Origin of the sequence: Pseudomonas sp. TMP9 (genome assembly GCF_037943105.1) — a bacterium.
Lineage (GTDB): Bacteria > Pseudomonadota > Gammaproteobacteria > Pseudomonadales > Pseudomonadaceae > Aquipseudomonas.
The window spans coordinates 1,353,130-1,372,896 of the sequence record NZ_CP149803.1 but is presented as its reverse complement, the minus strand read 5'-3'; the positions used below and the strand labels follow the sequence as shown (position 1 = coordinate 1,372,896).

18 protein-coding genes are annotated in these 19,767 nt (G+C 56.1%); 5 read left to right on the top strand and 13 right to left on the bottom strand.

Annotated features, from left to right (window positions below; genetic code table 11):
• Nucleotides 1-11: 11 nt before the first annotated feature.
• The 3 genes from WF513_RS06490 to WF513_RS06480 are packed head-to-tail and all read right to left on the bottom strand — an operon-like array spanning nucleotide 12 to nucleotide 3,212.
• Nucleotides 12-1,256 carry a lipoprotein-releasing ABC transporter permease subunit gene (locus WF513_RS06490; protein WP_339082549.1) on the bottom strand — a complete coding sequence of 415 codons (1,245 nt, stop codon included), beginning with the start codon at nucleotides 1,254-1,256 and terminating at the stop codon, nucleotides 12-14.
• A complete protein-coding gene (gene lolD / locus WF513_RS06485; RefSeq protein ID WP_339083448.1) occupies nucleotides 1,256-1,939 on the bottom strand; it encodes a lipoprotein-releasing ABC transporter ATP-binding protein LolD in 684 nt (227 codons plus the stop codon). Before lolD ends, WF513_RS06490 begins: the two co-directional genes overlap by 1 nt.
• A 22-nt stretch (nucleotides 1,940-1,961) precedes the next feature.
• Nucleotides 1,962-3,212 carry a lipoprotein-releasing ABC transporter permease subunit gene (locus WF513_RS06480; RefSeq protein ID WP_339082547.1) on the bottom strand — a complete coding sequence of 417 codons (1,251 nt, stop codon included), beginning with the start codon at nucleotides 3,210-3,212 and terminating at the stop codon, nucleotides 1,962-1,964.
• A 94-nt stretch (nucleotides 3,213-3,306) separates the two neighbouring features.
• On the opposite strand from WF513_RS06480, the gene WF513_RS06475 reads away from it, so the two are divergent.
• Genes WF513_RS06475 through WF513_RS06465 form a run of 3 tightly spaced genes read left to right on the top strand, consistent with a single transcriptional unit; the run spans nucleotide 3,307 to nucleotide 4,916 of the window.
• The gene (locus WF513_RS06475) at nucleotides 3,307-3,888 is read left to right on the top strand and encodes a PilZ domain-containing protein (protein ID WP_339082545.1); all 582 of its coding nucleotides are present in this window, start codon (nucleotides 3,307-3,309) and stop codon (nucleotides 3,886-3,888) included.
• Between the two features lie 12 nt (nucleotides 3,889-3,900).
• Nucleotides 3,901-4,203, top strand: coding sequence for a phosphodiesterase (locus WF513_RS06470; RefSeq protein WP_339082543.1), 303 nt, complete (start codon nucleotides 3,901-3,903; stop codon nucleotides 4,201-4,203).
• Nucleotides 4,200-4,916, top strand: coding sequence for a glycerophosphodiester phosphodiesterase (locus WF513_RS06465; protein ID WP_339082541.1), 717 nt, complete (start codon nucleotides 4,200-4,202; stop codon nucleotides 4,914-4,916). Before WF513_RS06470 ends, WF513_RS06465 begins: the two co-directional genes overlap by 4 nt.
• Nucleotides 4,917-5,068: 152 nt before the next feature.
• Here WF513_RS06465 and sthA read toward each other — a convergent pair whose 3' ends face one another.
• The 9 genes from sthA to WF513_RS06420 all read right to left on the bottom strand — a co-directional run bounded on the left by sthA (nucleotide 5,069) and on the right by WF513_RS06420 (nucleotide 13,697).
• Nucleotides 5,069-6,463: a Si-specific NAD(P)(+) transhydrogenase gene (gene sthA / locus WF513_RS06460; protein WP_339082539.1), complete on the bottom strand. Its 1,395-nt coding sequence runs from the start codon at nucleotides 6,461-6,463 to the stop codon at nucleotides 5,069-5,071.
• A 127-nt stretch (nucleotides 6,464-6,590) separates the two neighbouring features.
• Nucleotides 6,591-6,818, bottom strand: a complete 228-nt coding sequence (gene nqrM, locus WF513_RS06455) for a (Na+)-NQR maturation NqrM (RefSeq protein ID WP_339082537.1) — start codon at nucleotides 6,816-6,818, stop codon at nucleotides 6,591-6,593.
• Nucleotides 6,815-7,840, bottom strand: a complete 1,026-nt coding sequence (locus tag WF513_RS06450) for an FAD:protein FMN transferase (RefSeq protein WP_339082535.1) — start codon at nucleotides 7,838-7,840, stop codon at nucleotides 6,815-6,817. The genes nqrM and WF513_RS06450 overlap by 4 nt, the downstream gene beginning before the upstream one ends.
• Nucleotides 7,841-7,842: 2 nt before the next feature.
• Nucleotides 7,843-9,069 carry an NADH:ubiquinone reductase (Na(+)-transporting) subunit F gene (nqrF, locus tag WF513_RS06445; RefSeq protein ID WP_339082533.1) on the bottom strand — a complete coding sequence of 409 codons (1,227 nt, stop codon included), beginning with the start codon at nucleotides 9,067-9,069 and terminating at the stop codon, nucleotides 7,843-7,845.
• Between the two features lie 15 nt (nucleotides 9,070-9,084).
• The gene (gene nqrE, locus WF513_RS06440; protein ID WP_339082531.1) at nucleotides 9,085-9,693 is read right to left on the bottom strand and encodes an NADH:ubiquinone reductase (Na(+)-transporting) subunit E; all 609 of its coding nucleotides are present in this window, start codon (nucleotides 9,691-9,693) and stop codon (nucleotides 9,085-9,087) included.
• On the bottom strand, nucleotides 9,693-10,361 hold the full coding sequence (locus WF513_RS06435) for an NADH:ubiquinone reductase (Na(+)-transporting) subunit D (RefSeq protein WP_339082529.1): 669 nt from the start codon (nucleotides 10,359-10,361) through the stop codon (nucleotides 9,693-9,695). Before WF513_RS06435 ends, nqrE begins: the two co-directional genes overlap by 1 nt.
• Nucleotides 10,362-10,363: 2 nt before the next feature.
• Nucleotides 10,364-11,152, bottom strand: a complete 789-nt coding sequence (locus WF513_RS06430) for a Na(+)-translocating NADH-quinone reductase subunit C (protein ID WP_339082527.1) — start codon at nucleotides 11,150-11,152, stop codon at nucleotides 10,364-10,366.
• The gene (locus WF513_RS06425; protein WP_339082525.1) at nucleotides 11,145-12,356 is read right to left on the bottom strand and encodes an NADH:ubiquinone reductase (Na(+)-transporting) subunit B; all 1,212 of its coding nucleotides are present in this window, start codon (nucleotides 12,354-12,356) and stop codon (nucleotides 11,145-11,147) included. The genes WF513_RS06430 and WF513_RS06425 overlap by 8 nt, the downstream gene beginning before the upstream one ends.
• Before the next feature lie 3 nt (nucleotides 12,357-12,359).
• Nucleotides 12,360-13,697, bottom strand: a complete 1,338-nt coding sequence (locus tag WF513_RS06420; RefSeq protein WP_339082523.1) for a Na(+)-translocating NADH-quinone reductase subunit A — start codon at nucleotides 13,695-13,697, stop codon at nucleotides 12,360-12,362.
• A 355-nt stretch (nucleotides 13,698-14,052) separates the two neighbouring features.
• Here WF513_RS06420 and WF513_RS06415 point away from each other — a divergent pair, with 355 nt between their 5' ends.
• Nucleotides 14,053-14,613, top strand: coding sequence for a chalcone isomerase family protein (locus tag WF513_RS06415; protein ID WP_339082521.1), 561 nt, complete (start codon nucleotides 14,053-14,055; stop codon nucleotides 14,611-14,613).
• Between the two features lie 94 nt (nucleotides 14,614-14,707).
• Here the strand turns inward: WF513_RS06415 and WF513_RS06410 are convergent, their stop codons facing one another.
• A complete protein-coding gene (locus WF513_RS06410) occupies nucleotides 14,708-16,174 on the bottom strand; it encodes a glyceraldehyde-3-phosphate dehydrogenase (RefSeq protein ID WP_339082519.1) in 1,467 nt (488 codons plus the stop codon).
• Nucleotides 16,175-16,317: 143 nt separating this feature from the next.
• Here WF513_RS06410 and mfd point away from each other — a divergent pair, with 143 nt between their 5' ends.
• A complete protein-coding gene (gene mfd, locus WF513_RS06405; RefSeq protein ID WP_339083446.1) occupies nucleotides 16,318-19,758 on the top strand; it encodes a transcription-repair coupling factor in 3,441 nt (1,146 codons plus the stop codon).
• Nucleotides 19,759-19,767 lie beyond the last annotated feature (9 nt).

Genomic DNA, 19,767 nt, shown 5'->3' with positions numbered 1-19,767 from the left:
GCCAGCGTAGCTTATTCGTAGCGCAATGCATCCGCAGGCTGAATCTGCGCGGCTCGCCAAGAGGGGTAAATAGTGGCCAGGAAACTTAGGGTGAAAGCCGCACCACAAATCAGCAACACATCGGAGAGCAACAGCTGAGAGGGCAGATTACTGATGAAGTAAACATCTGAACTCATCACCTGCTGGCCACTGATGCGCTCAACCCAGCCCACCAGCTGGCTGACATTCAGCGCCGCAAAAATACCCAGCACGGCGCCGATCAACGTGCCGACAACGCCAATTACCGTGCCCTGCACCATAAAAACACCCATGATCTGCGCAGGCGTAGCACCCAAGGTACGCAAGATGGCGATATCAGCGCCCTTGTCCGCCACCACCATGATCAACGTGGCAATAATATTGAATGCGGCTACCGCAACGATCAGCAGCAACAGCAAGCCGATCATGGTCTTTTCCATCTTCATCGCACTAAACAGGCTGCCCTGAGTCAGGGTCCAGTCGCTGGCTATATAGCCCTCACCCAGCCCGCTGACGATCTGCGCAGCCACTTGGGGCGATTGATAAAGGTCTTTCAACTTCAAGCGCACGCTTTGCACCTGACCCGGCTGCATGCGCTGAATATGCGCCGCATCGGCAACATGGATCAGCGCAAGCGAACTGTCTAATTCGGCGCCGACTTTAAAGATGCCGACCACATTCAGACGCTGCATGCGCGGGCTGATACCGCCTGGCACGCTGCTCAGCTCAGGCACAATCAGCGCTAATTTGTCGCCAACCTGCAGCTGGAAACGCCGCGCGGTGATCTCGCCCAGCACCACGCCGAACTCACCTTCACGCAGGTCACTCAAACGGCCTTGCTGCATGTGCTTATCGATGATCGACACCTGCGGCTCAAGCACCGGATCAATACCGTGCAGCTGCACCGGCTGCATCGCGCCGCGGACCGAAAGCATGCCTTCAAGCTCAGCAAAAGGCACTGCCGCTTGCACCTGAGGGTTCTGCCGCGCTGCAGCGGCGACCCGCTGCCAATCATCCAACGGCTTAAGGCCGGCAATACTGGCGTGCGGCACCATACCGAGGATGCGCGTGCTCATTTCCTTCTGAAAGCCGTTCATCACTGACAACACAACGATCATCGCCAGCACGCCGAGCGCGAGGCCGATCATCGAGGTCATCGAAATAAAGGAGATAAAGTGGTTACGCCGCTTGGCCCCGGTATAACGAACACCGATAAAAATACTCAGCGGACGATACATCAGGCGGCCACCAACTTGCCGTCTTCTAGACGCAGGATGCGATCCATCTGTTGCGCCAAGGCCATGTCGTGGGTCACCACCAGAAAGGCCGTTTGCGATGAGCTACTCAGCTCTTTCATCAAATCTTCAATGCCTTGGGCGGTGTGATTATCCAGGTTACCCGTTGGTTCATCGAGCAACACCAGACCCGGCTGGTTAACCAGAGCGCGGGCAATTGCCACTCGCTGCCGCTCGCCACCAGACAGCTCTGACGGCTTGTGCGCCAAGCGATGACCAAGACCCACTCGCTCAAGTAATGCGGTGGCACGCTGACGCGCTTCACTGATCGACGTGCGACCAATCAACAGCGGCATGCAGACGTTTTCCAGCGCAGTGAATTCCGGTAGCAGATGGTGGAACTGATATACGAAACCCAGCGCGCGATTACGCAGGAGGCCGCGCTGCTTTTCATTCAGCGCTGACAGTTCCTCACCCGCCAGCCAAACACTGCCTGTGCTCGGCGTATCCAGGCCGCCAAGCATATTCAGCAAGGTGCTCTTGCCCGAGCCGGAACTGCCGACAATCGCCACGCGCTCGCCCGAGTGCAATTCAAGCTGCAGATCGTGCAGCACCACCACTGATTGCGGACCCTCGTCATAGCTTTTACCGAGGTTGCGACAACTCAACACTGCACGATCTTGCATAACCGGATCACTCATAACCTGATCATTCATAACGCAGGGCCTCTGCAGGCTGGGTGCGCGCCGCGCGCCAGGCTGGATAGAGGGTGGCAAAAAAACTTAGAAGCAGCGCCGCGCCGCACACCAACAGCACGTCCGCAAGCATCAGCTGCGAGGGTAGATAGTCGATAAAATACACATCGGCATTAAGGAATTTGATGCCCAGCAGCCCTTCCAGCGCAGCAATCGCGCGGCTGATATTCAATGCAGCGAGGCAGCCCAGCACCGCACCGATGGCAGTGCCGAATACACCAATCACTGTCCCTTGAACCATAAAGATTGCCATGATCTGCCCAGGCGTCGCGCCCAAGGTACGCAAAATAGCGATGTCGCCCTTCTTGTCAGTGACGACCATCACCAGGGTGGAGATGATGTTGAACGCCGCGACTGCAACAATGAGCAGCAACAACAGGCCGATCATGGCTTTTTCCATGCGAATAGCCTGATAAAGATTGCCATGGGTACGGGTCCAGTCGCGGGCATAGTAGTCACCCTTGCCGAGGGTTTGCGCCAATGCCCAAGCGGTGCGCGGCGCTTCAAATAAGTCGGCGAATTTCAGGCGAATACCCTGTACGTGGTCGACTGGCCAGCGCTGTAAACGAGCCAAATCTTGGACGTGCGTGAGTACCAAGTGACCATCAATCTCACCTGCGCCGACATGGAATATGCCGACCACAGTAAAGCGCTTAAGCCTTGGAAACATGCCCGCTGGGGTGACTGTCACTTCTGGGGCAACAAAGGTCACTTTATCCCCCATAGCAACCCCAAGTTTAGCGGCGGCCTTATCACCCAACACCATGGCAAATTCGCCAGGTTGAACCGCCGCTAGGCTGCCTTGCTTAAAGAAATTATCAATGATCGAGACCTTGCCTTCTTCAAGCGGGTCAATCGCATTGATTAGCACTTTCTGTACCTTGCCATTATGGGTCAGCAAACCCTGCATTTGGCTGAACGGCGCCACTGCCAACACTTGCGGATTTTCTTGCGCTTGCTCGGCGAGGCTGCGCCAGTCCTTGATCGGCGTGGCGCTCTCGACGGTGGCATGCGGCACCATACCAAGCACGCGGGTGCGCATTTCATGGTCAAAGCCGTTCATCACCGACAACACCAAAATCATCACCAGCACACCCAGTGCCAGCCCGATCATCGAGGTCAGGGAGATAAAAGACACAAAGTGATTGCGACGTTTAGCCCGCGTGTAGCGCGTGCCGATAAATATAAACAAAGGTCTGAACATGTCGGGGCTGATTCGAGGGGAAAAGAAAAGTCGTTGTGGCGGGGCTTGGCGAGCAGCCTTACAATCTGACCACTACTGCTGCAATGGGTTCGCCATGTCGATTCAAGAAGAAGATGACCGCCGCGAATACTATCGTATAGACGATACGATCGCACTGGAATTCACCCTGCTCTCGGGCCCAGAAGCACTGGCCAGCGACGAGCTTCACGACAACTCACCGCTGTTCAATTTGCTCAGCGACCTGCACTTGATGGACTTTGAGTCGCAGCACTTGCTGCGCCACATCACCGAGCGCGATCGAACCTTGGCTAATTACTTCAAGGTGATGAATAAACGCATTGACCTGCTCGGCCAGGCCGTGGCGCAAAGCTTGCTGCGCGACATTGGTACGCCGCGCAAAGTCAGCTTGTCCGAGGGCGGCGTCAGCTTCAATAATCATCAGCCAGTGAGCCTTGGCGCGCACTTAGCACTGAAGATGGTACTGATGCCGCAGGCGTTAGGTCTGTTGTTGCGGGCCAAGGTGGTGCATTGCCAGCCCTTGCCGTCACAACAATTTGAGATTGGCGCAGAATTCGAAGCCCTGACCGATGCGCAGCGCCAGCTCTTAGCCCGGCATATCCTGCAACGTCAGGCACTGGAGCGCCGGCAAGCCCGCGAACAGCCCATGCAACCCTGATAGTGAGCCACTATGTCACGCCTACTTCTGTTCCTCGCTTTGCTTCTGCCTTTGAGCACTTACGCCGAAACGCTCAACATCCCCATCGGTGAACAAGGCGTCAGCGAGTTACAATTGCCGCAACTGGGCGAAGCACAACGCGCTGTGCTGGAGCGCTTCGGCCTTGCCGATGAAGAACACCCCAGCGTCGGAAACCCACCCATCACCCGCTGGGATTACCGCGAATTCAGCGTCTATTTTGAGCATAAACACGTAATCAACAGCGTTCGCCATCATCAACCCGGCGCAGCAATGCACCATGAGGAGCAACAGTGACGGTCATCTATGGGCACCGCGGCGCAAAAGGCGAGGTGCCAGAAAACACCCTAGCCAGCTTCCAGCAATGCTTGCAGCATGGCGTGCGCCGTTGCGAATTGGACCTGCACCTGTCGCGAGATGGCGAACTGATGGTGATTCATGATCCAACCCTGAAACGCACCACTGGTCGCCGTGGCAAAGTGGTGGAGCACGACGCGGCGCAGTTGGTAACCCTTGACGCGCGCAAGGGTGGCCCCAGCGCGTTGTCGCCCTGCCCCATTCCGCGCTTGGAAGAACTGTTCCAGCAGTGCGATTTCGACCACTGGCAACTGGAAGTTAAAAGCGCTTCGAAGGTTCGCGCGGTGCGGATGGTTAAGGCTATCGACGCGTTGGCGCAACGCTACCAACTGACCGACAAGATCACCGTTACCTCTAGCTCACGCCAGGTACTCTGCGCCTTACAACAGTTCACGCCGCATTTGCAGCGCGGGCTAGTCGCTGAATATGCCTGGCTCGACCCACTGAAAGTCGCCAAACGTTATGGTTGTCACCTGCTGGCGTTGAACTGGACGCTATGCACCCCAGAGCGCCTGCTTAAAGCGCAAAAAGCGGGGCTGCATGTATCCGTTTGGACGGTGAACGAACCGGCCCTGATGCGTCGCCTGGCCGACTTCGGCGTAGACAGCATCATCACTGACTTCCCACGTTTGGGCGTGTCGACGTTGCAATAAACACCTTGCACTTAGCTGCAAAAACCAGAAAACCGGCTATGCCGGTTTTTGGGTTAAAGCTGTTCAGAAACTTTCTCGATTAGGCCAATGCCAGTCGCAAGTGCCTGCGCAAACATCCTCCCCGTCCGGCTCAGGCCACCGGCCGGAGCCGCTCAAAAAAGCCGGTTGAGCCCATCAAACGCCGCCACGCGATAAGCTTCTGCCATGGTCGGATAGTTGAACGTGGTGTTGACGAAGTACTTGATGCTATTAGCTTCGCCCTTCTGATTCATGATTGCCTGACCGATATGCACAATTTCCGAAGCTTGGTAGCCAAAGCAATGCACGCCGAGCACCTCTAAGGTGTCGCGGTGAAACAGAAGTTTGAGCATACCCACCGGCTCCTGAGAAATCTGCGCCCGCGCCATGCCCTTAAAAAAAGCCTTGCCCACTTCGTAAGGGATTTTCGCCTGAGTCAGTTCACGCTCAGTTTTACCGATCGAGCTGATCTCGGGGATGGTGTAGATACCCGTCGGCACGTCATCGACGAAACGCCAGCTGCCGTTATCGACAATGCTGCCCGCTGCCGAGCGACCTTGGTCGGCCGCCGCACTGGCCAAGCTTGGCCAGCCGATGACATCGCCTGCGGCATACACACTGGGAACTGGCGTGCGATAAGCGTGGTCGACTTCAACTTGGCCGCGGCTGTTAACCTTGATGCCAATATTTTCCAAGCCCAGCTTATCAGTGTTACCCGTACGGCCATTGCACCAGAGAAAGGCATCTGCCTTGATCTTCTTACCCGACTTGAGGTGCAGAACGACGCCGTTTTCTACCCCTTCAACGCGCTCATATTCTTCATTGTGGCGGATCAGTACGTTGTTATTGCGCAGGTGGTAACTAAGCGCATCGGAGATTTCTGCATCGAGAAAGCTCAATAGCTGATCGCGGTTATCGATCAAATCAACCAGCACGCCTAAGCCACTGAAAATTGAGGCGTATTCGGAGCCGATGACCCCAGCGCCATAGATAATGATGCGCCGCGGGGTATGCCCAAGACTGAGGATGGTGTCACTGTCATAAACGCGAGGGTGTTGAAAATCCACATCGACCGGGCGGTAAGGCCGCGAACCGGTGGCGATGACAATCTGCTTGGCCACCAGTTTTTCCACTACACCGTTGGCGCAAACCACTTCGATCGTGTGTTCATCGGCAAAGCTGCCGGTGCCAAAAAACAAGTCAATGCGGTTACGCGCGTAGTAACCGGTACGCGAACTTACCTGCTTGGCAATCACTCGCTCAGCGCTTTTCAGCACATCAGGGAAAGAGAACCAGCGCGGTTCACCGATCTGTCGGAAGATCGGGTTGGTATTGAACTGCATGATCTGTCGCACCGAGTGGCGCAGGGCTTTGGACGGGATAGTGCCCAAGTGCGTGCAGTTGCCGCCGACTTCACGACGGCTGTCGACCACGGCGACCTTTCGCCCGGCCTTGGCCGCGTTCATTGCCGCGCCTTCACCGGCTGGGCCTGAACCCAACACCACTACGTCGTAGTTGTAGACCGCCATATTTACTCCTAAAGATCACACCGGAGCGGTTGTACCTCACTCGCGGCAGGGCCAAGGCTGCGGTAAGCAGCCTGACAGTCGATGCGTTAGCGGCCGCTAGGTTAACTGGTAGGTCGCGGCACGGCGATTAGCGTTTGGTCGCGTCATAAGCCAGCGCGAGGGTCTTGCTTTGCGGGGTGCTGTTGACCTCATCGCATTTCTCGCGGCTGCCACCACAAATTGAGCATTCTTTCTCGATGCCCAGATTGGCAATGCCACCGCAGGAACCAGCGATGGGCTTGCGCCCCATAATCACGCCTATTGCCATCATGCCCACGACTAACAGCATGACTAGAAACACCACTAAAAATGTCATTGCTCGTCTCCTGCAGCAAACAGCTGCTCAAAAGCCTGTGTTGTCTGTGTGACGAAGGCGTCACCTTCATGGGTCACGAAAAACGCCGCAATTCCCATACGTTGCGCAAATATCAAGCCACGCTCAGTGCCCATGACCATCAGTACTGTAGACATGCCATCGGCGCGTAAGGTCGATTTATCAACCACGGTAACAGCAGCTAGCGTGTGCGTAATCGGCGCGCCGGTCAGAGGGTCGAGGGTATGTGAATAGCGCTTTCCCTGCTCCTCGAAGTAATTGCGGTAATCACCCGAGGTGGAAATACCGTAGCCATCCACGGCTAACACGCGCTGGGCGACGCGCTGGCCATCTTGCGGGGCTTCCAATCCAATACGCCAAGGCTGGCCATCAGGCTTTTTGCCGGCAGCTTTTAGCTCACCGGTGACTTCGACCATATAACTGACCACACCTAACGCCGTGAAACGCTGGACAATTTTATCCACCGCGTAACCTGCAGCAATGCTGTTGAAGTCGACCTGTACGTCAGCTTGCTTGCAAAGCTGATCATTTTGGCGACGCAGGTGCTGCATACCGACATGCACCATCACTTGCGCCAATTCTTCAGCGGTCGGCACCTTTTCGGCACGGGATTTGGGGCCAAAACCCCACAGATTTAGCAGCGGTTCGAGTGTTAGATCAAGCGCACCTGCGCTTTGCTCATGCAGCACAAATCCGGCATCGACCAACTGCAGCAAACCGGCCGGCATGACCTGACACGTCCCGGCCGGAGCTCGATTGAACTGCTCGATAATAGAATCATCGCGATAGGTCGACATTTGCACGTCAACCTCATCGAGAATTGCAGCGACCTCAAACTGGAGTCGCTCGGGGCTGGGCAAGCCCTCACTGCGTACATATTTAACCGTGTAGGTACTGCCCATGGTCGGGCCGGAAAACTCTTCTACACGCTCGGAAAACCAACAGCCCGTTAAGGCTGTCAGCAAGCTGACAACGATAACGGGCCGCAGTAGCAGATGCTTCATGCTTAGCCGCCGAAGTCGTCGAGCAGGATGTTTTCCTCCTCCACACCCAGGTCGATCAGCATTTTGATCACTGCAGCGTTCATCATGGGCGGACCGCACATATAGAACTCGCACTCTTCAGGGGCCTTGTGGCTCTTGAGATAGTTCTCGTACAGCACGTTGTGAATAAACCCTTTGAGCCCGTCCCAGTTGTCTTCCGGCAGCGGATCAGACAAGGCCAGATGCCACTTGAAATTAGGGTTCTCGGCCTGCAGTTGATCGTATTCCTCAACGTAGAAGGCTTCACGCATGGAGCGTGCGCCGTACCAGAAGCTGATCTTACGCGTCGATTTCAAACGCTTAAGTTGGTCGAAGATATGCGAACGCATTGGCGCCATGCCAGCACCGCCGCCAATAAACACCATTTCAGCTTCACTGTCTTTAGCGAAAAATTCACCAAACGGGCCATAGACCGTAACCTTGTCGCCCGGCTTAAGGCTAAAGGCCCACGAGCTCATCTTACCCGGTGGCAAATCGTCTTTACCCGGTGGCGGCGAAGCAATACGGATATTGAATTTCACCAAGCCTACTTCTTCCGGGTAGTTGGCCATGGAGTAAGCACGGATCACGGTTTCTTCAACCTTGGATACGTACTTCCACTGATTAAATTTATCCCAATCGCCGCGGTACTCTTCCTGGATATCGAAGTCCTTGTAACGCACTTCGTGGGGCGGGCATTCCAGCTGCACATAACCACCGGCGCGGAAGTCGACCTTCTCACCTTGCGGTAATTTCAGCGTCAATTCTTTGATAAACGTGGCCACGTTGGGGTTGGACTCAACGGTGCACTCCCACTTCTTCACACCGAAGACTTCTTCCGGCACCTCGATCTTCATGTCCTGCTTGACCGGGGTCTGGCACGACAAGCGCCAGCCAGCTTTGGCTTCGCGCCGGGTGAAGGCCGCCTCTTCGGTGGGCAGCATTTCACCGCCGCCGTGCTCGACTACGCACTTGCACTGGGCACAGGTGCCGCCGCCGCCGCACGCCGATGAGAGGAAAATATTGTTGGCCGCCAGGGTTTGCAGCAACTTGCCGCCGGCGGGCACCACAATGGTTTTTTCGCCATTGATCTCGATGCTAACGTCGCCACTGGAAACCAGCTTGGCACGTGCCGCGAGAATGATCAGCACCAACGCCAGCACAATGCCGGTGAACATGCCGATGGCGATAAGGATTTCTAAATTGATCATCTGTTAATCCCTTCCTTATAACTGCACGCCGGAGAAGGACATAAAGCCCAGAGACATCAGGCCAATGGTAATAAAGGTGATGCCCAGGCCTTGCAACCCTGCGGGTACGTCGCTGTATTTGAGCTTCTCGCGAATACCGGCTAGTGCGGCAATGGCCAACGCCCAAGACAGGCCAGAGCCAAAGCCATACACGGTACTTTCCGTCAGGTTGTAGTCCCGCTCAACCATAAACAGGGTGCCGCCCATGATGGCGCAGTTCACGGTAATCAACGGCAAGAACACCCCGAGGGCGTTGTATAGACTGGGTACGTACTTATCCAAGAGCATTTCAAGGATCTGCACGATGGCGGCGATAACGCCGATGTAGCTGAGCAAGCCAAGAAAGCTCAAATCCACTTCCGGTAAGCCGGCCCAAGCCAACGCACCATCTTTGAGCAGGTAGGTGTAAATCAGGTTGTTTGCCGGCACGGTGATGACCTGCACCACAATAACCGCGATACCCAAGCCAATTGCCGTCTCAACTTTTTTCGAGATGGCAATAAAGGTGCACATACCAAGGAAGAACGCCAGGGCCATGTTCTCAACGAACACTGCCTTAGCCAGCAAGCTGAGGTAGTGTTCCATTAGTAGGCCTCCTTGTTCGAAACTTGCGGCGCCATCTTGAAGCTGGGCTTCTCGAGCTGGTCTGTTTTCCAGCTCCGGATAGCCCAAATGAACAGGCCGATCAGGAAGAATGCCGAAGGTGGTAGCAGGAGCATACCGTTGGGCTGATACCAGCCGCCGTCGTTGATCACCGGGATGATCTCGTAGCCCATCAACTTACCGGCACCGAACAACTCACGAATGATGCCCAGAGCCACCAGAAACGCACTGTAACCGAGGCCGTTGCCAATACCGTCAAAGAACGATAGCACTGGCGGGTTTTGCATGGCAAAGGCTTCAGCACGACCCATCACGATACAGTTGGTGATGATCAGGCCGACGAATACCGACAGTTGTTTGGACAAACTGAAGGCATAAGCCTTGAGCACCTGATCCACCACGATAACCAAGGATGCAATGATCACCATCTGCACGATCATGCGGATGGAGCTGGGGATCTGACTGCGAATCATCGAGATAAATAGGTTGGAAAACCCGGTGACCAGCGTCAGCGCAATCGACATGACCAGCGCGGTTTTCAGGTTCGAGGTCACCGCCAAGGCGGAACAGATACCGAGAATCTGCAAACCAATCGGGTTGTTGTTGAAAATTGGATTAAACAGAACTTCTTTAATAGTTGGCTGCGACATAATTAAGCCTCCCCAGCGCGCAGGTTAGCGATAAACGGACCAAAGCCGTTCTGGCCCAGCCAGAAATTCAGCAGGTTATCCACGCCCTTACTGGTCAGTGTTGCACCAGCCAGTGCATCAACTTGGTGAATGGCTTTTGGGCTTTGTGGATCGACACCGCCCTTGACCACAGCAACAGACAATTTACCGTTTTCATCGAACAGGGTTTTACCCAGCCACTGATCTTTCCACTTCGGGTTATCCACCTCACCGCCTAGACCGGGAGTCTCGGCGTGCTGGTAGAAGCCCATGCCGGCAATCGTATTAAGGTCACCTTTGATGGCGATAAAGCCGTACAACGTTGACCACAAACCGTAACCGCGCACGGGCATGATCAACGTGTCCATTTCACCGTTTTTTTCCACTACATACACGGTGGTATAACGCTCCAGACGCTTGATCGACGCGATGTCTTCATCACTGCTGAGGGCGCTGGACAGTTTGGGATTTTTGGACGATTTAAGCGGATCAAAGGTCAGCGGGTCCTTGGCATCCGAGAACTTACCCGTTTCCAAGTCAACCAGCTTGGCTGTGATAGCCCCTTTAAACATGTCTTTGACCTGCGTCCCTGACATGCTCGGCTGCCCCAGCCCAGCAATCGCCAGAATGCTGCGCTGCTTGTCTAACTGACGGTTTTCAACCTGAGTCGGTTTGAGCGCAATAGCCGCACCGGCGACAAATATTGAACAGACCAAACACACCAGGAAGGCCACTGTCAGCGTGCGGACAGTGGATTCTTTTTGACTAGACATTACGCGCCAGCCTCCGCTTGATATTGGCTTGGACGACAAAGTGGTCGATCAACGGTGCAAATAGGTTGGCGAACAGAATCGCCAGCATCATGCCTTCCGGGAACGCCGGATTGATCACGCGGATCATCACCACCATCACACCGATCAGCGCACCGAAAATCCACTTACCGGTATGGGTCATGGATGATGACACCGGGTCGGTGGCCATAAAGAACATGCCGAAGGCAAAACCACCCACAACTAAGTGCCAATACCAAGGCATGGCAAACATCGGGTTAGTGTCCGAGCCCATCATATTCAGCAGCAGGCTGAATCCCACCATGCCGAGCATTACACCTGTGACGATGCGCCAAGAGGCGATCTTAGTGATGAGCAAAATGCCGCCGCCAATTAATATCGCCAGCGTGCTGGTTTCACCCATTGAGCCATGGATAGTGCCGACAAAGGCGCTTGCCCAAGTGATGCCGTTACTGACTACGTTTTCGATGCCGCCTGCCGCCGCAAGACTCAGCGAGGTAGCGCCGGCATAGCCGTCAACCGCCGTCCACACTGCATCACCGGACAGCTGCGCCGGGTAGGCGAAGAACAGGAAGGCACGACCAGTTAGCGCCGGGTTAAGGAAGTTCTTGCCCGTACCGCCAAACACTTCCTTGCCGATCACCACGCCAAAGCTGATACCCAGTGCAACCTGCCACAGCGGAATGCTCGGCGGCAGAATCAAGGCAAACAGCACCGAGGTCACGAAGAAACCTTCGTTAACTTCGTGTTTGCGGATCGAGGCAAACAGCACTTCCCAGAAGCCGCCGACGATGAACGTCACCGCGTAAACCGGCAGAAAGTAAGCCGCGCCTTGGATAAAGTTATCCCACAGGCTGTTTGGGTCAAACCCGGCCAGCGAGCCAATCAAGGCGAAGCGCCAGCCTTCCTGGGCAGCAAACAGCTCTGGGCTGTTGGCAAAAATCAGGTTGGCTTGGTAACCGGTGTTCCACATGCCGAAGAACATCGCCGGGAATGTACACAGCCAGACGGTGATCATCATGCGCTTGAGGTCGATACCGTCACGCACATGGGCAGTGGTCTTGGTTACGCTGGCAGGACGGTAGAAGAAGGTGTCGATGGCTTCATACAAGGCATACCAGCTCTCATATTTGCCGCCTTTTTCAAAGTTGTGCTCGATTTTATCGAGGAATCCACGGATACCCATGACTTAACCCTCCTTTTCGATACGCGCGAGGTTGTCGCGCAGGATCGGACCGAATTCATACTTGCCGGCACACACGTAGGTGCACAGGGCCAGGTCTTCTTCGTCGAGCTCTAGACAACCCAATTTTTGGGCCATCTCGGTGTCACCGACGATCAGGTAGCGCAAGAGTTGAGTCGGCAGGATATCCAGTGGCATCACTGCTTCGTAATTACCCACCGGCACCATGGCGCGTGGGCTGCCGTTGGTGGTGGTGGAGAATGCAAATTTCTTCGCCGCCATCAACTTAGAGACAAAAATGTTCATCACTGAGTGCTTATTCACCCCAGCACGCAGGTAATGCATCATTTCGCGCTCATTGCCTTCGGCCAGGCAAGACACCTGCAAGTGGTAGCGACCGAGGAAGGCGTAAGCGCCCTGCGCGGTTCGGCCACCCAGCACCGAGCCGGAAATAACCCGGTTAAATCCAGGCTGCAGCTCGCCGGCAGTCAACTCACTGAGGTTTGCACCCAAGCGGGTACGCAGCAAACGAGGCTGTTCAACAACGGGGCCGGCCAGCGCAATCACCCGCTCAGTCCACAGTTGCCCGGTGCTGAACAGTTTGCCGACGGCAATCACATCCTGATAATTGATCGACCAGACGCTTTTGATGGCGGTCACGGGGTCCAGGAAATGAATGTGCGTACCCACTAAACCAGCTGGGTGAGGCCCGGCAAACGCTTCGGTGCGCACGCTGCTGAGCTGCTCACCCGGCAAGCTGGCGCCCTCTGCTTTACACAGAAACACTTTGGCCAGATTACCCAACACCTGCAAACCGTTCTCAAAGTCAGCAGCATGCTCTGCAATCACCACTGTTGGGTTGGCGGCCAGCGGTTGAGTATCAATGGCGGTCACAAAGATCGAACTGGGCATGGCATCAGCAGCTGGCACCTTGCTAAACGGACGGGTGCGTAACGCGGTCCACAAGCCAGATTGCAGCAGAACCTCACGCACCTTGGCGTCGCCAATAGCTGCCAGCTTGTCCACCGCGAACCGATCAAAAGTGATTTGCTCATCACCCTCAACATCAATCACCACGGACTGCAGCACACGCTTCTCACCCCGGTGGATAGCGCTGATAACGCCTGCAGCAGGAGCGGTGTACTGCACGCCTACTGATTTCTTGTCTGAAAACAGCACCTGACCCAGCTTGACCCGATCACCGACCTCGACTTCCATGGACGGTTTCATGCCATGGTAATCGAAGCCTATGACGGCGACGCTACGTACCGGCCTTGCAGCCTCGATACGCTGCGCCGGCGCGCCTGTTATGGGCAAATCAAGCCCATGTTTTATGTTGATCATAGGTTTGCCTAACCACTGATTTATAAGCTTTTAGAATACGGGCAACACCAACGCAAAAATGCGGCGCAGCACCAAACAGATCAGGTGCTGGACAGGATGTTGGTCGCGAGAAGGATCTGGCCGATTATAAGTCGCGGCGTTAGCCACTGACCACCCAAGCGCTTGCTTTTCTCTGGTCAAACGTAACAGAAGGCAACAGATCGCCACTTGACCGCAAGCGCTGGTCGCGAGACATAGCAGCTGCGGGCCGTGAATATTCAAGCTGCTAGCGCCAACCACTGGCGTTGCACAGTGCACCTCGAGCCTGTTGTCACGTCGCATCGACACCTACTGACTGACCTATTGGAGCCTTTTTATGCGCCTACTGCTGGTATTCACCGTCTTGCTGGTGCTGAGTGGCGAGCTGTTCGCCAATAGCCGTGAGCGCTTGCAAGAAGCTGGCTTCGCCGTTAGCCACACGCTGGAGCAAAGCAGCCTGCAACGCAAAAACCAGAGCGTACTTAACTACCTGTGGATGGACGTCTACGCCGCTGCTTTTTATGCACCCGCCCAAGCCAGCGCCAGCCAGGCAGCTGCTAAACCACTGACGCAACGCCTCGAACTTTATTACTTTCGCACTATCGACAGCCAAGACGTGATCAAAGCAGCATGGGTCACCCTCGAGCGCCAACACGACACTGCCACACTTGAGCGCCTGCGCCCGAAGATAGATGCCCTGCACGCCACCTTTCGCGATATTCGCCCAGGCGACCGCTATGCCCTGAACCTCAGCACAGACAGCGGCCTTACGCTGGAGGTGAATAACAAGGTCACCTATGTCAGCCAAGATCCAGAACTGGCCAAAGCCTACCTAGGCATCTGGCTGGCACCCAACGGTCTCTCAGATAAGCTGCGCGCCAGCTTGCTCGCTGACTGAGCAGTGCAGTGATGAACACCATCCCCCTATCAACCACTCTCCCTGAGCAATAAAAACGGGAGCCGAAGCTCCCGTTTTTAGCTGTTGCCTGCGCTTAGCGCGGGAAAGCTGGCGGGTTGACCCCGGCCATGTCTTCCATGACGCGCACCACCTGACAGCTGTAACCGAACTCGTTGTCGTACCAAACGTAGAGAATCACCCGGTTATCGTTGCAAATGGTGGCTTCAGCATCGACCACACCGGCGTGGCGCGAGCCAACGAAGTCGGTAGATACCACTTCTTGCGACTGCACGAAGTCGATCTGCTTTTGCAGGTCCGAGTGCATGGCCATCTGGCGCAGGTACTCGTTGACTTCATCACGGCTGGTGGCTTTCTCAAGGTTGAGGTTGAGAATGGCCATCGACACGTTCGGCGTCGGCACGCGAATGGCGTTGCCGGTCAGCTTGCCCTTCAACATCGGCAGTGCTTTAGCCGCAGCAGTTGCCGCGCCCGTTTCGCTGATCACCATGTTCAACGGTGCGGAACGACCACGGCGATCGCCCTTGTGGAAGTTATCGATCAGGTTCTGGTCGTTGGTGTACGAGTGCACGGTTTCCACGTGACCGTTGGCAATGCCGTACTGGTCGTTGATGGCCTTCAGAATCGGCACGATGGCGTTGGTGGTGCAGGACGCCGCCGAGATGATTTTGTCATCCGCAGTGATCTCGCCATGGTTAACGCCGTGGACAATGTTCTTCAGCGCGCCTTTGCCTGGCGCAGTCAACACCACGCGATCAACACCCGGACAAGCCAAGTGCTGGCCTAGGCCTTCGGCGTCACGCCATACACCGGTGTTATCTACCAGCAACGCGTTTTTGATGCCGTACTGGGTGTAGTCGACCTCTTTCGGGTCTTTGGCGTAGATCACCTGAATCAGGTTGCCATTGGCGGTGATGGTGTTGTTGGCCTCATCAATGATGATGGTGCCATCGAACGGGCCATGCACCGAGTCGCGGCGCAGCAGGCTGGCGCGCTTGGACAAATCATTGGACGCACCCTTGCGCACGACAATGGCGCGCAGACGCAGGCCATCACCACCACCGGTTTTCTCGATCAGGATGCGCGCCAGCAAACGACCAATACGACCGAAACCGTAAAGAACTACGTCGGTGCCCTCGCGAGCTTCGCTGTTCTGTTTGCCAACCACCTCGACCAGTTCGTCTTTAACAAACTGCTCAATGCTGCGGCTTTTAGCGTCAGACTTGAACTTACTGACCATCTTACCCAGGTCCACGGAAGCGGCGCCCAGCTTGAGCTCGCTCATGGCCTTAAGGATCGGGAAGGTATCGTGCACCGACAATTCGCTGCCGTCGGCCAAACGGTGACGAGCGAAACGGTGGGCCTTGAGAATTTCGATCACTGAACGGTTGATCAGACCACGGCCGTAGATCGAGGTAACCACGTTGTTGTTACGGTAGAGCTGGCCAATCATCGGAATCATCGCTTCCGCAAGGGCTTCTCGATCGATCCACTCACCGAGACACTGGTCGGGCTTCTGAGTCACGGGCAGTACCTTCCACATGTAGGGGCTGAAAAAAGGGGCTACATTATGACGGCGCAAGCAGGCATGAGCAATGCACGACTGTCGTAACTGACACCGCATATAAACGCCCGGTACAATCGCCGCCCTGTGCCATGACCTTAGAGCAGCCTGTGTCCGTGCCGATCTCATCCGTATTGCAGTTACCTTCCCTGCCGGTTGCTGCCGGCAAACAACACTGGGGCAACCTGCCCGGTGCCGCGCTGAGCCTGGCGATAGCCGAGGCCGCCAGCCATGCCAAACGCTTCACCCTGCTGCTGACCGCCGACAGCCAAAGTGCCGAGCGCCTGCAGGAGGAGCTGAGCTTTTTCGCCCCAGACTTGCCGGTGTTGCATTTTCCCGATTGGGAAACCCTGCCCTACGACCTGTTTTCGCCGCACCAGGACATCATTTCCCAGCGTATTGCCGCGCTGTATCGCCTGCCTGAGCTGAAACATGGCGTGTTGGTAGTGCCGATCACCACCGCCCTACACCGTTTGGCGCCCAAGCGTTTTCTGCTTGGCAGCAGCCTGGTGCTGCAGGTTGGCCAGCAGCTAGACGTCAACCAAATGCGCGGCAATTTGGAGGCCGCCGGTTATCGCTGCGTCGATACGGTTTATGAGCATGGCGAGTTCGCTGTGCGCGGCGCGCTGATTGATCTGTTCCCGATGGGCAGCAAACTGCCGTATCGCATTGATCTGTTCGATGACGAAATCGAAACCCTGCGTACCTTCGATCCAGAAAACCAGCGCTCCATCGATAAGGTCGAGTCGATCAAACTGCTGCCGGCGCGCGAGTTTCCGCTGGAAAAGAAAGCCGTCACCGATTTTCGCGGGCGCTTTCGTGAGCGTTTCGATGTGGATTTCCGCCGCTGCCCAATCTACCAAGACCTGACCACAGGCATCACACCGGCCGGCATCGAGTACTACCTGCCGCTGTTCTTTGAAGAAACCGCCACCCTCTTTGACTACCTGCCTGCCGACACTCAGGTGTTTTCCCTGCCCGGCATCGAGAAGGCTGCCGAGCAGTTCTGGGTTGATGCCCGCGGGCGTTATGAAGAACGCCGCGTTGACCCTGAACGTCCGCTGTTGCCGCCTGCTGATATCTTTCTGACAGTGGATGACTGTTTCGCCCGGTTAAAGAATTGGCCGCGCGTGGTGGTCAGCCAAGACGATATCGACACTGGCGTCGGCCGCACGCGCTTCGATGCCAAGCCACTGCCCGACTTGGCTATTCAAGCCAAGGCCGGCGAACCCCTGGCGGCGCTGCGGCACTTTATTGAGGAATACCCAGGCCGGGTGCTGTTCTGCGCGGAATCCGCCGGCCGCCGCGAAGTGCTGCTGGAGTTGCTGGCACGCCTCAAGCTCAAGCCTAACGAATTCGACAGCTGGCCAGCGTTCACTGCCAGCAAACAGCGCCTGGGTATCTGCATTGCGCCAATGGATGATGGCCTGCAACTTGAAAACCTGGCCCTGATAGCGGAAAGCCCGCTGTTCGGTCAGCGTGTGATGCAACGCAGGCGCCGTGAGAAATCTCGCGATGGCGGCGACAACGCTATCAAAAACCTCACTGAGCTGCGTGAAGGCGCGCCAGTGGTGCACATTGACCACGGCGTGGGTCGCTACCTAGGCCTGGTGACCATGGAGTTCGACGGCCAAGCCGCTGAGTTTCTGGCCCTGATGTACGCCGAAGAAGCCAAGCTTTATGTGCCAGTGGCCAGCCTGCATTTGATCGCACGTTACACCGGCAGCGACGACGCCCTCGCCCCCCTGCACCGCCTTGGCTCAGAAGTCTGGCAGAAGGCCAAACGCAAAGCGGCCGAACAAGTGCGCGATGTAGCCGCCGAACTGCTGCACATCTATGCCCGCCGCGCTGCCCGCGAGGGCTATGCCTTCGCGGACCCTAAGGCTGACTACAGCACCTTCAGCGCCGGCTTCCCGTTCGAAGAAACACCGGATCAGCAGTCGGCCATCGAAGCGGTTTACAGCGACATGCTGTCCTCCAAACCGATGGATCGCTTGGTGTGCGGCGACGTCGGCTTCGGTAAAACCGAAGTGGCTATGCGCGCGGCGTTTATCGCCGTGCACGGCGGCAAACAGGTGGCGGTACTGGTGCCCACTACCCTGCTGGCGCAGCAGCATTACAACAGCTTCCGCGACCGCTTCGCCGACTGGCCGGTCAGGGTTGAGGTGATGAGCCGCTTCAAAAGCGCGAAAGAAATCAACGAGGCCATGCAGCAACTGGCCGAAGGTAAAGTCGATATCGTCATCGGCACCCACAAGCTGCTGCAGGACGACGTCAAATTCAAAAACTTGGGCCTGGTGATTATCGACGAAGAGCACCGCTTTGGCGTGCGCCAGAAAGAGCAGCTGAAAACCCTGCGCAGCGAAGTCGATATTCTTACCCTGACCGCCACACCCATCCCACGCACCTTGAACATGGCCGTCGCTGGCATGCGTGACCTGTCGATTATTGCCACACCACCGGCGCGCCGCCTGTCCGTGCGCACTTTTGTGATGGAGCAGAACAACCCGACCATTAAAGAAGCGCTGTTGCGTGAGCTGCTGCGCGGCGGTCAGGTGTACTACCTGCACAACGATGTGAAAACCATCGAAAAATGCGCCGCTGACTTAGCCGAACTGGTGCCGGAGGCTCGCATTGGTATCGGTCATGGGCAGATGCGCGAACGCGAGCTGGAACAGGTGATGGGCGACTTCTACCACAAGCGTTTTAACGTATTGATTGCCTCAACCATCATCGAAACCGGTATCGACGTACCCAGCGCCAACACCATCATCATCGAGCGCGCTGATAAGTTCGGCCTGGCTCAGCTGCATCAGCTACGTGGCCGCGTTGGCCGCAGCCACCACCAAGCCTATGCCTACCTGCTCACTCCGCAGCGCAAGCAAATGACCGACGATGCTCAGAAACGCTTGGAAGCCATCTCTAACGCCCAAGATTTAGGCGCAGGCTTTCTGCTGGCCACCCACGACTTGGAAATCCGCGGGGCTGGCGAGTTGCTTGGTGATGGCCAAAGCGGGCAGATTCAAGCGGTCGGCTTCACCCTGTATATGGAAATGCTCGAACGTGCGGTGAAGTCGATCCGCAAGGGTGAGCAACCCAATCTTGATCAACCGCTGGGCGGCGGCCCGGAGATCAACCTGCGCGTACCAGCGCTGATTCCTGACGATTACCTGCCGGACGTGCACGCACGCCTAATCATGTACAAACGCATCGCCAATGCCGCCGACGAGGATGGCCTGAAAGAGTTGCAGGTGGAGATGATCGACCGTTTCGGCCTACTGCCTGAGCCAAGCAAAAATCTGGTGCGCATTACCCTGCTTAAACTTCAGGCGGAAAAGCTCGGCATCAAGAAGGTCGATGCCGGCCCACAAGGCGGACGTATTGAGTTCGCGGCGGACACCTGCGTGGAACCCCTGACATTAATCAGGTTGATCCAGAGCGCGCCAAACCGTTACAAATTCGAAGGTGCCACACTGTTTAAATTCCAAGTGCCCATGGAGCGCCCGGAAGACCGATTTAATACCTTGGAAGCGCTGTTTGAGCGTTTAACCCCCTCTACGTAAAGGATTAAC

Coding starts and splice junctions, on each gene's coding strand:
- WF513_RS06490 (WP_339082549.1), bottom strand. CDS start 1,256: ATGTATCGTCCGCTGAGTATTTTTATCGGTGTTCGTTATACCGGGGCC.
- lolD (WP_339083448.1), bottom strand. CDS start 1,939: ATGCAAGATCGTGCAGTGTTGAGTTGTCGCAACCTCGGTAAAAGCTAT.
- WF513_RS06480 (WP_339082547.1), bottom strand. CDS start 3,212: ATGTTCAGACCTTTGTTTATATTTATCGGCACGCGCTACACGCGGGCT.
- WF513_RS06475 (WP_339082545.1), top strand. CDS start 3,307: ATGTCGATTCAAGAAGAAGATGACCGCCGCGAATACTATCGTATAGAC.
- WF513_RS06470 (WP_339082543.1), top strand. CDS start 3,901: ATGTCACGCCTACTTCTGTTCCTCGCTTTGCTTCTGCCTTTGAGCACT.
- sthA (WP_339082539.1), bottom strand. CDS start 6,463: ATGGCGGTCTACAACTACGACGTAGTGGTGTTGGGTTCAGGCCCAGCC.
- nqrM (WP_339082537.1), bottom strand. CDS start 6,818: ATGACATTTTTAGTGGTGTTTCTAGTCATGCTGTTAGTCGTGGGCATG.
- WF513_RS06450 (WP_339082535.1), bottom strand. CDS start 7,840: ATGAAGCATCTGCTACTGCGGCCCGTTATCGTTGTCAGCTTGCTGACA.
- nqrF (WP_339082533.1), bottom strand. CDS start 9,069: ATGATCAATTTAGAAATCCTTATCGCCATCGGCATGTTCACCGGCATT.
- nqrE (WP_339082531.1), bottom strand. CDS start 9,693: ATGGAACACTACCTCAGCTTGCTGGCTAAGGCAGTGTTCGTTGAGAAC.
- WF513_RS06435 (WP_339082529.1), bottom strand. CDS start 10,361: ATGTCGCAGCCAACTATTAAAGAAGTTCTGTTTAATCCAATTTTCAAC.
- WF513_RS06430 (WP_339082527.1), bottom strand. CDS start 11,152: ATGTCTAGTCAAAAAGAATCCACTGTCCGCACGCTGACAGTGGCCTTC.
- WF513_RS06425 (WP_339082525.1), bottom strand. CDS start 12,356: ATGGGTATCCGTGGATTCCTCGATAAAATCGAGCACAACTTTGAAAAA.
- WF513_RS06420 (WP_339082523.1), bottom strand. CDS start 13,697: ATGATCAACATAAAACATGGGCTTGATTTGCCCATAACAGGCGCGCCG.
- WF513_RS06415 (WP_339082521.1), top strand. CDS start 14,053: ATGCGCCTACTGCTGGTATTCACCGTCTTGCTGGTGCTGAGTGGCGAG.
- WF513_RS06410 (WP_339082519.1), bottom strand. CDS start 16,174: ATGTGGAAGGTACTGCCCGTGACTCAGAAGCCCGACCAGTGTCTCGGT.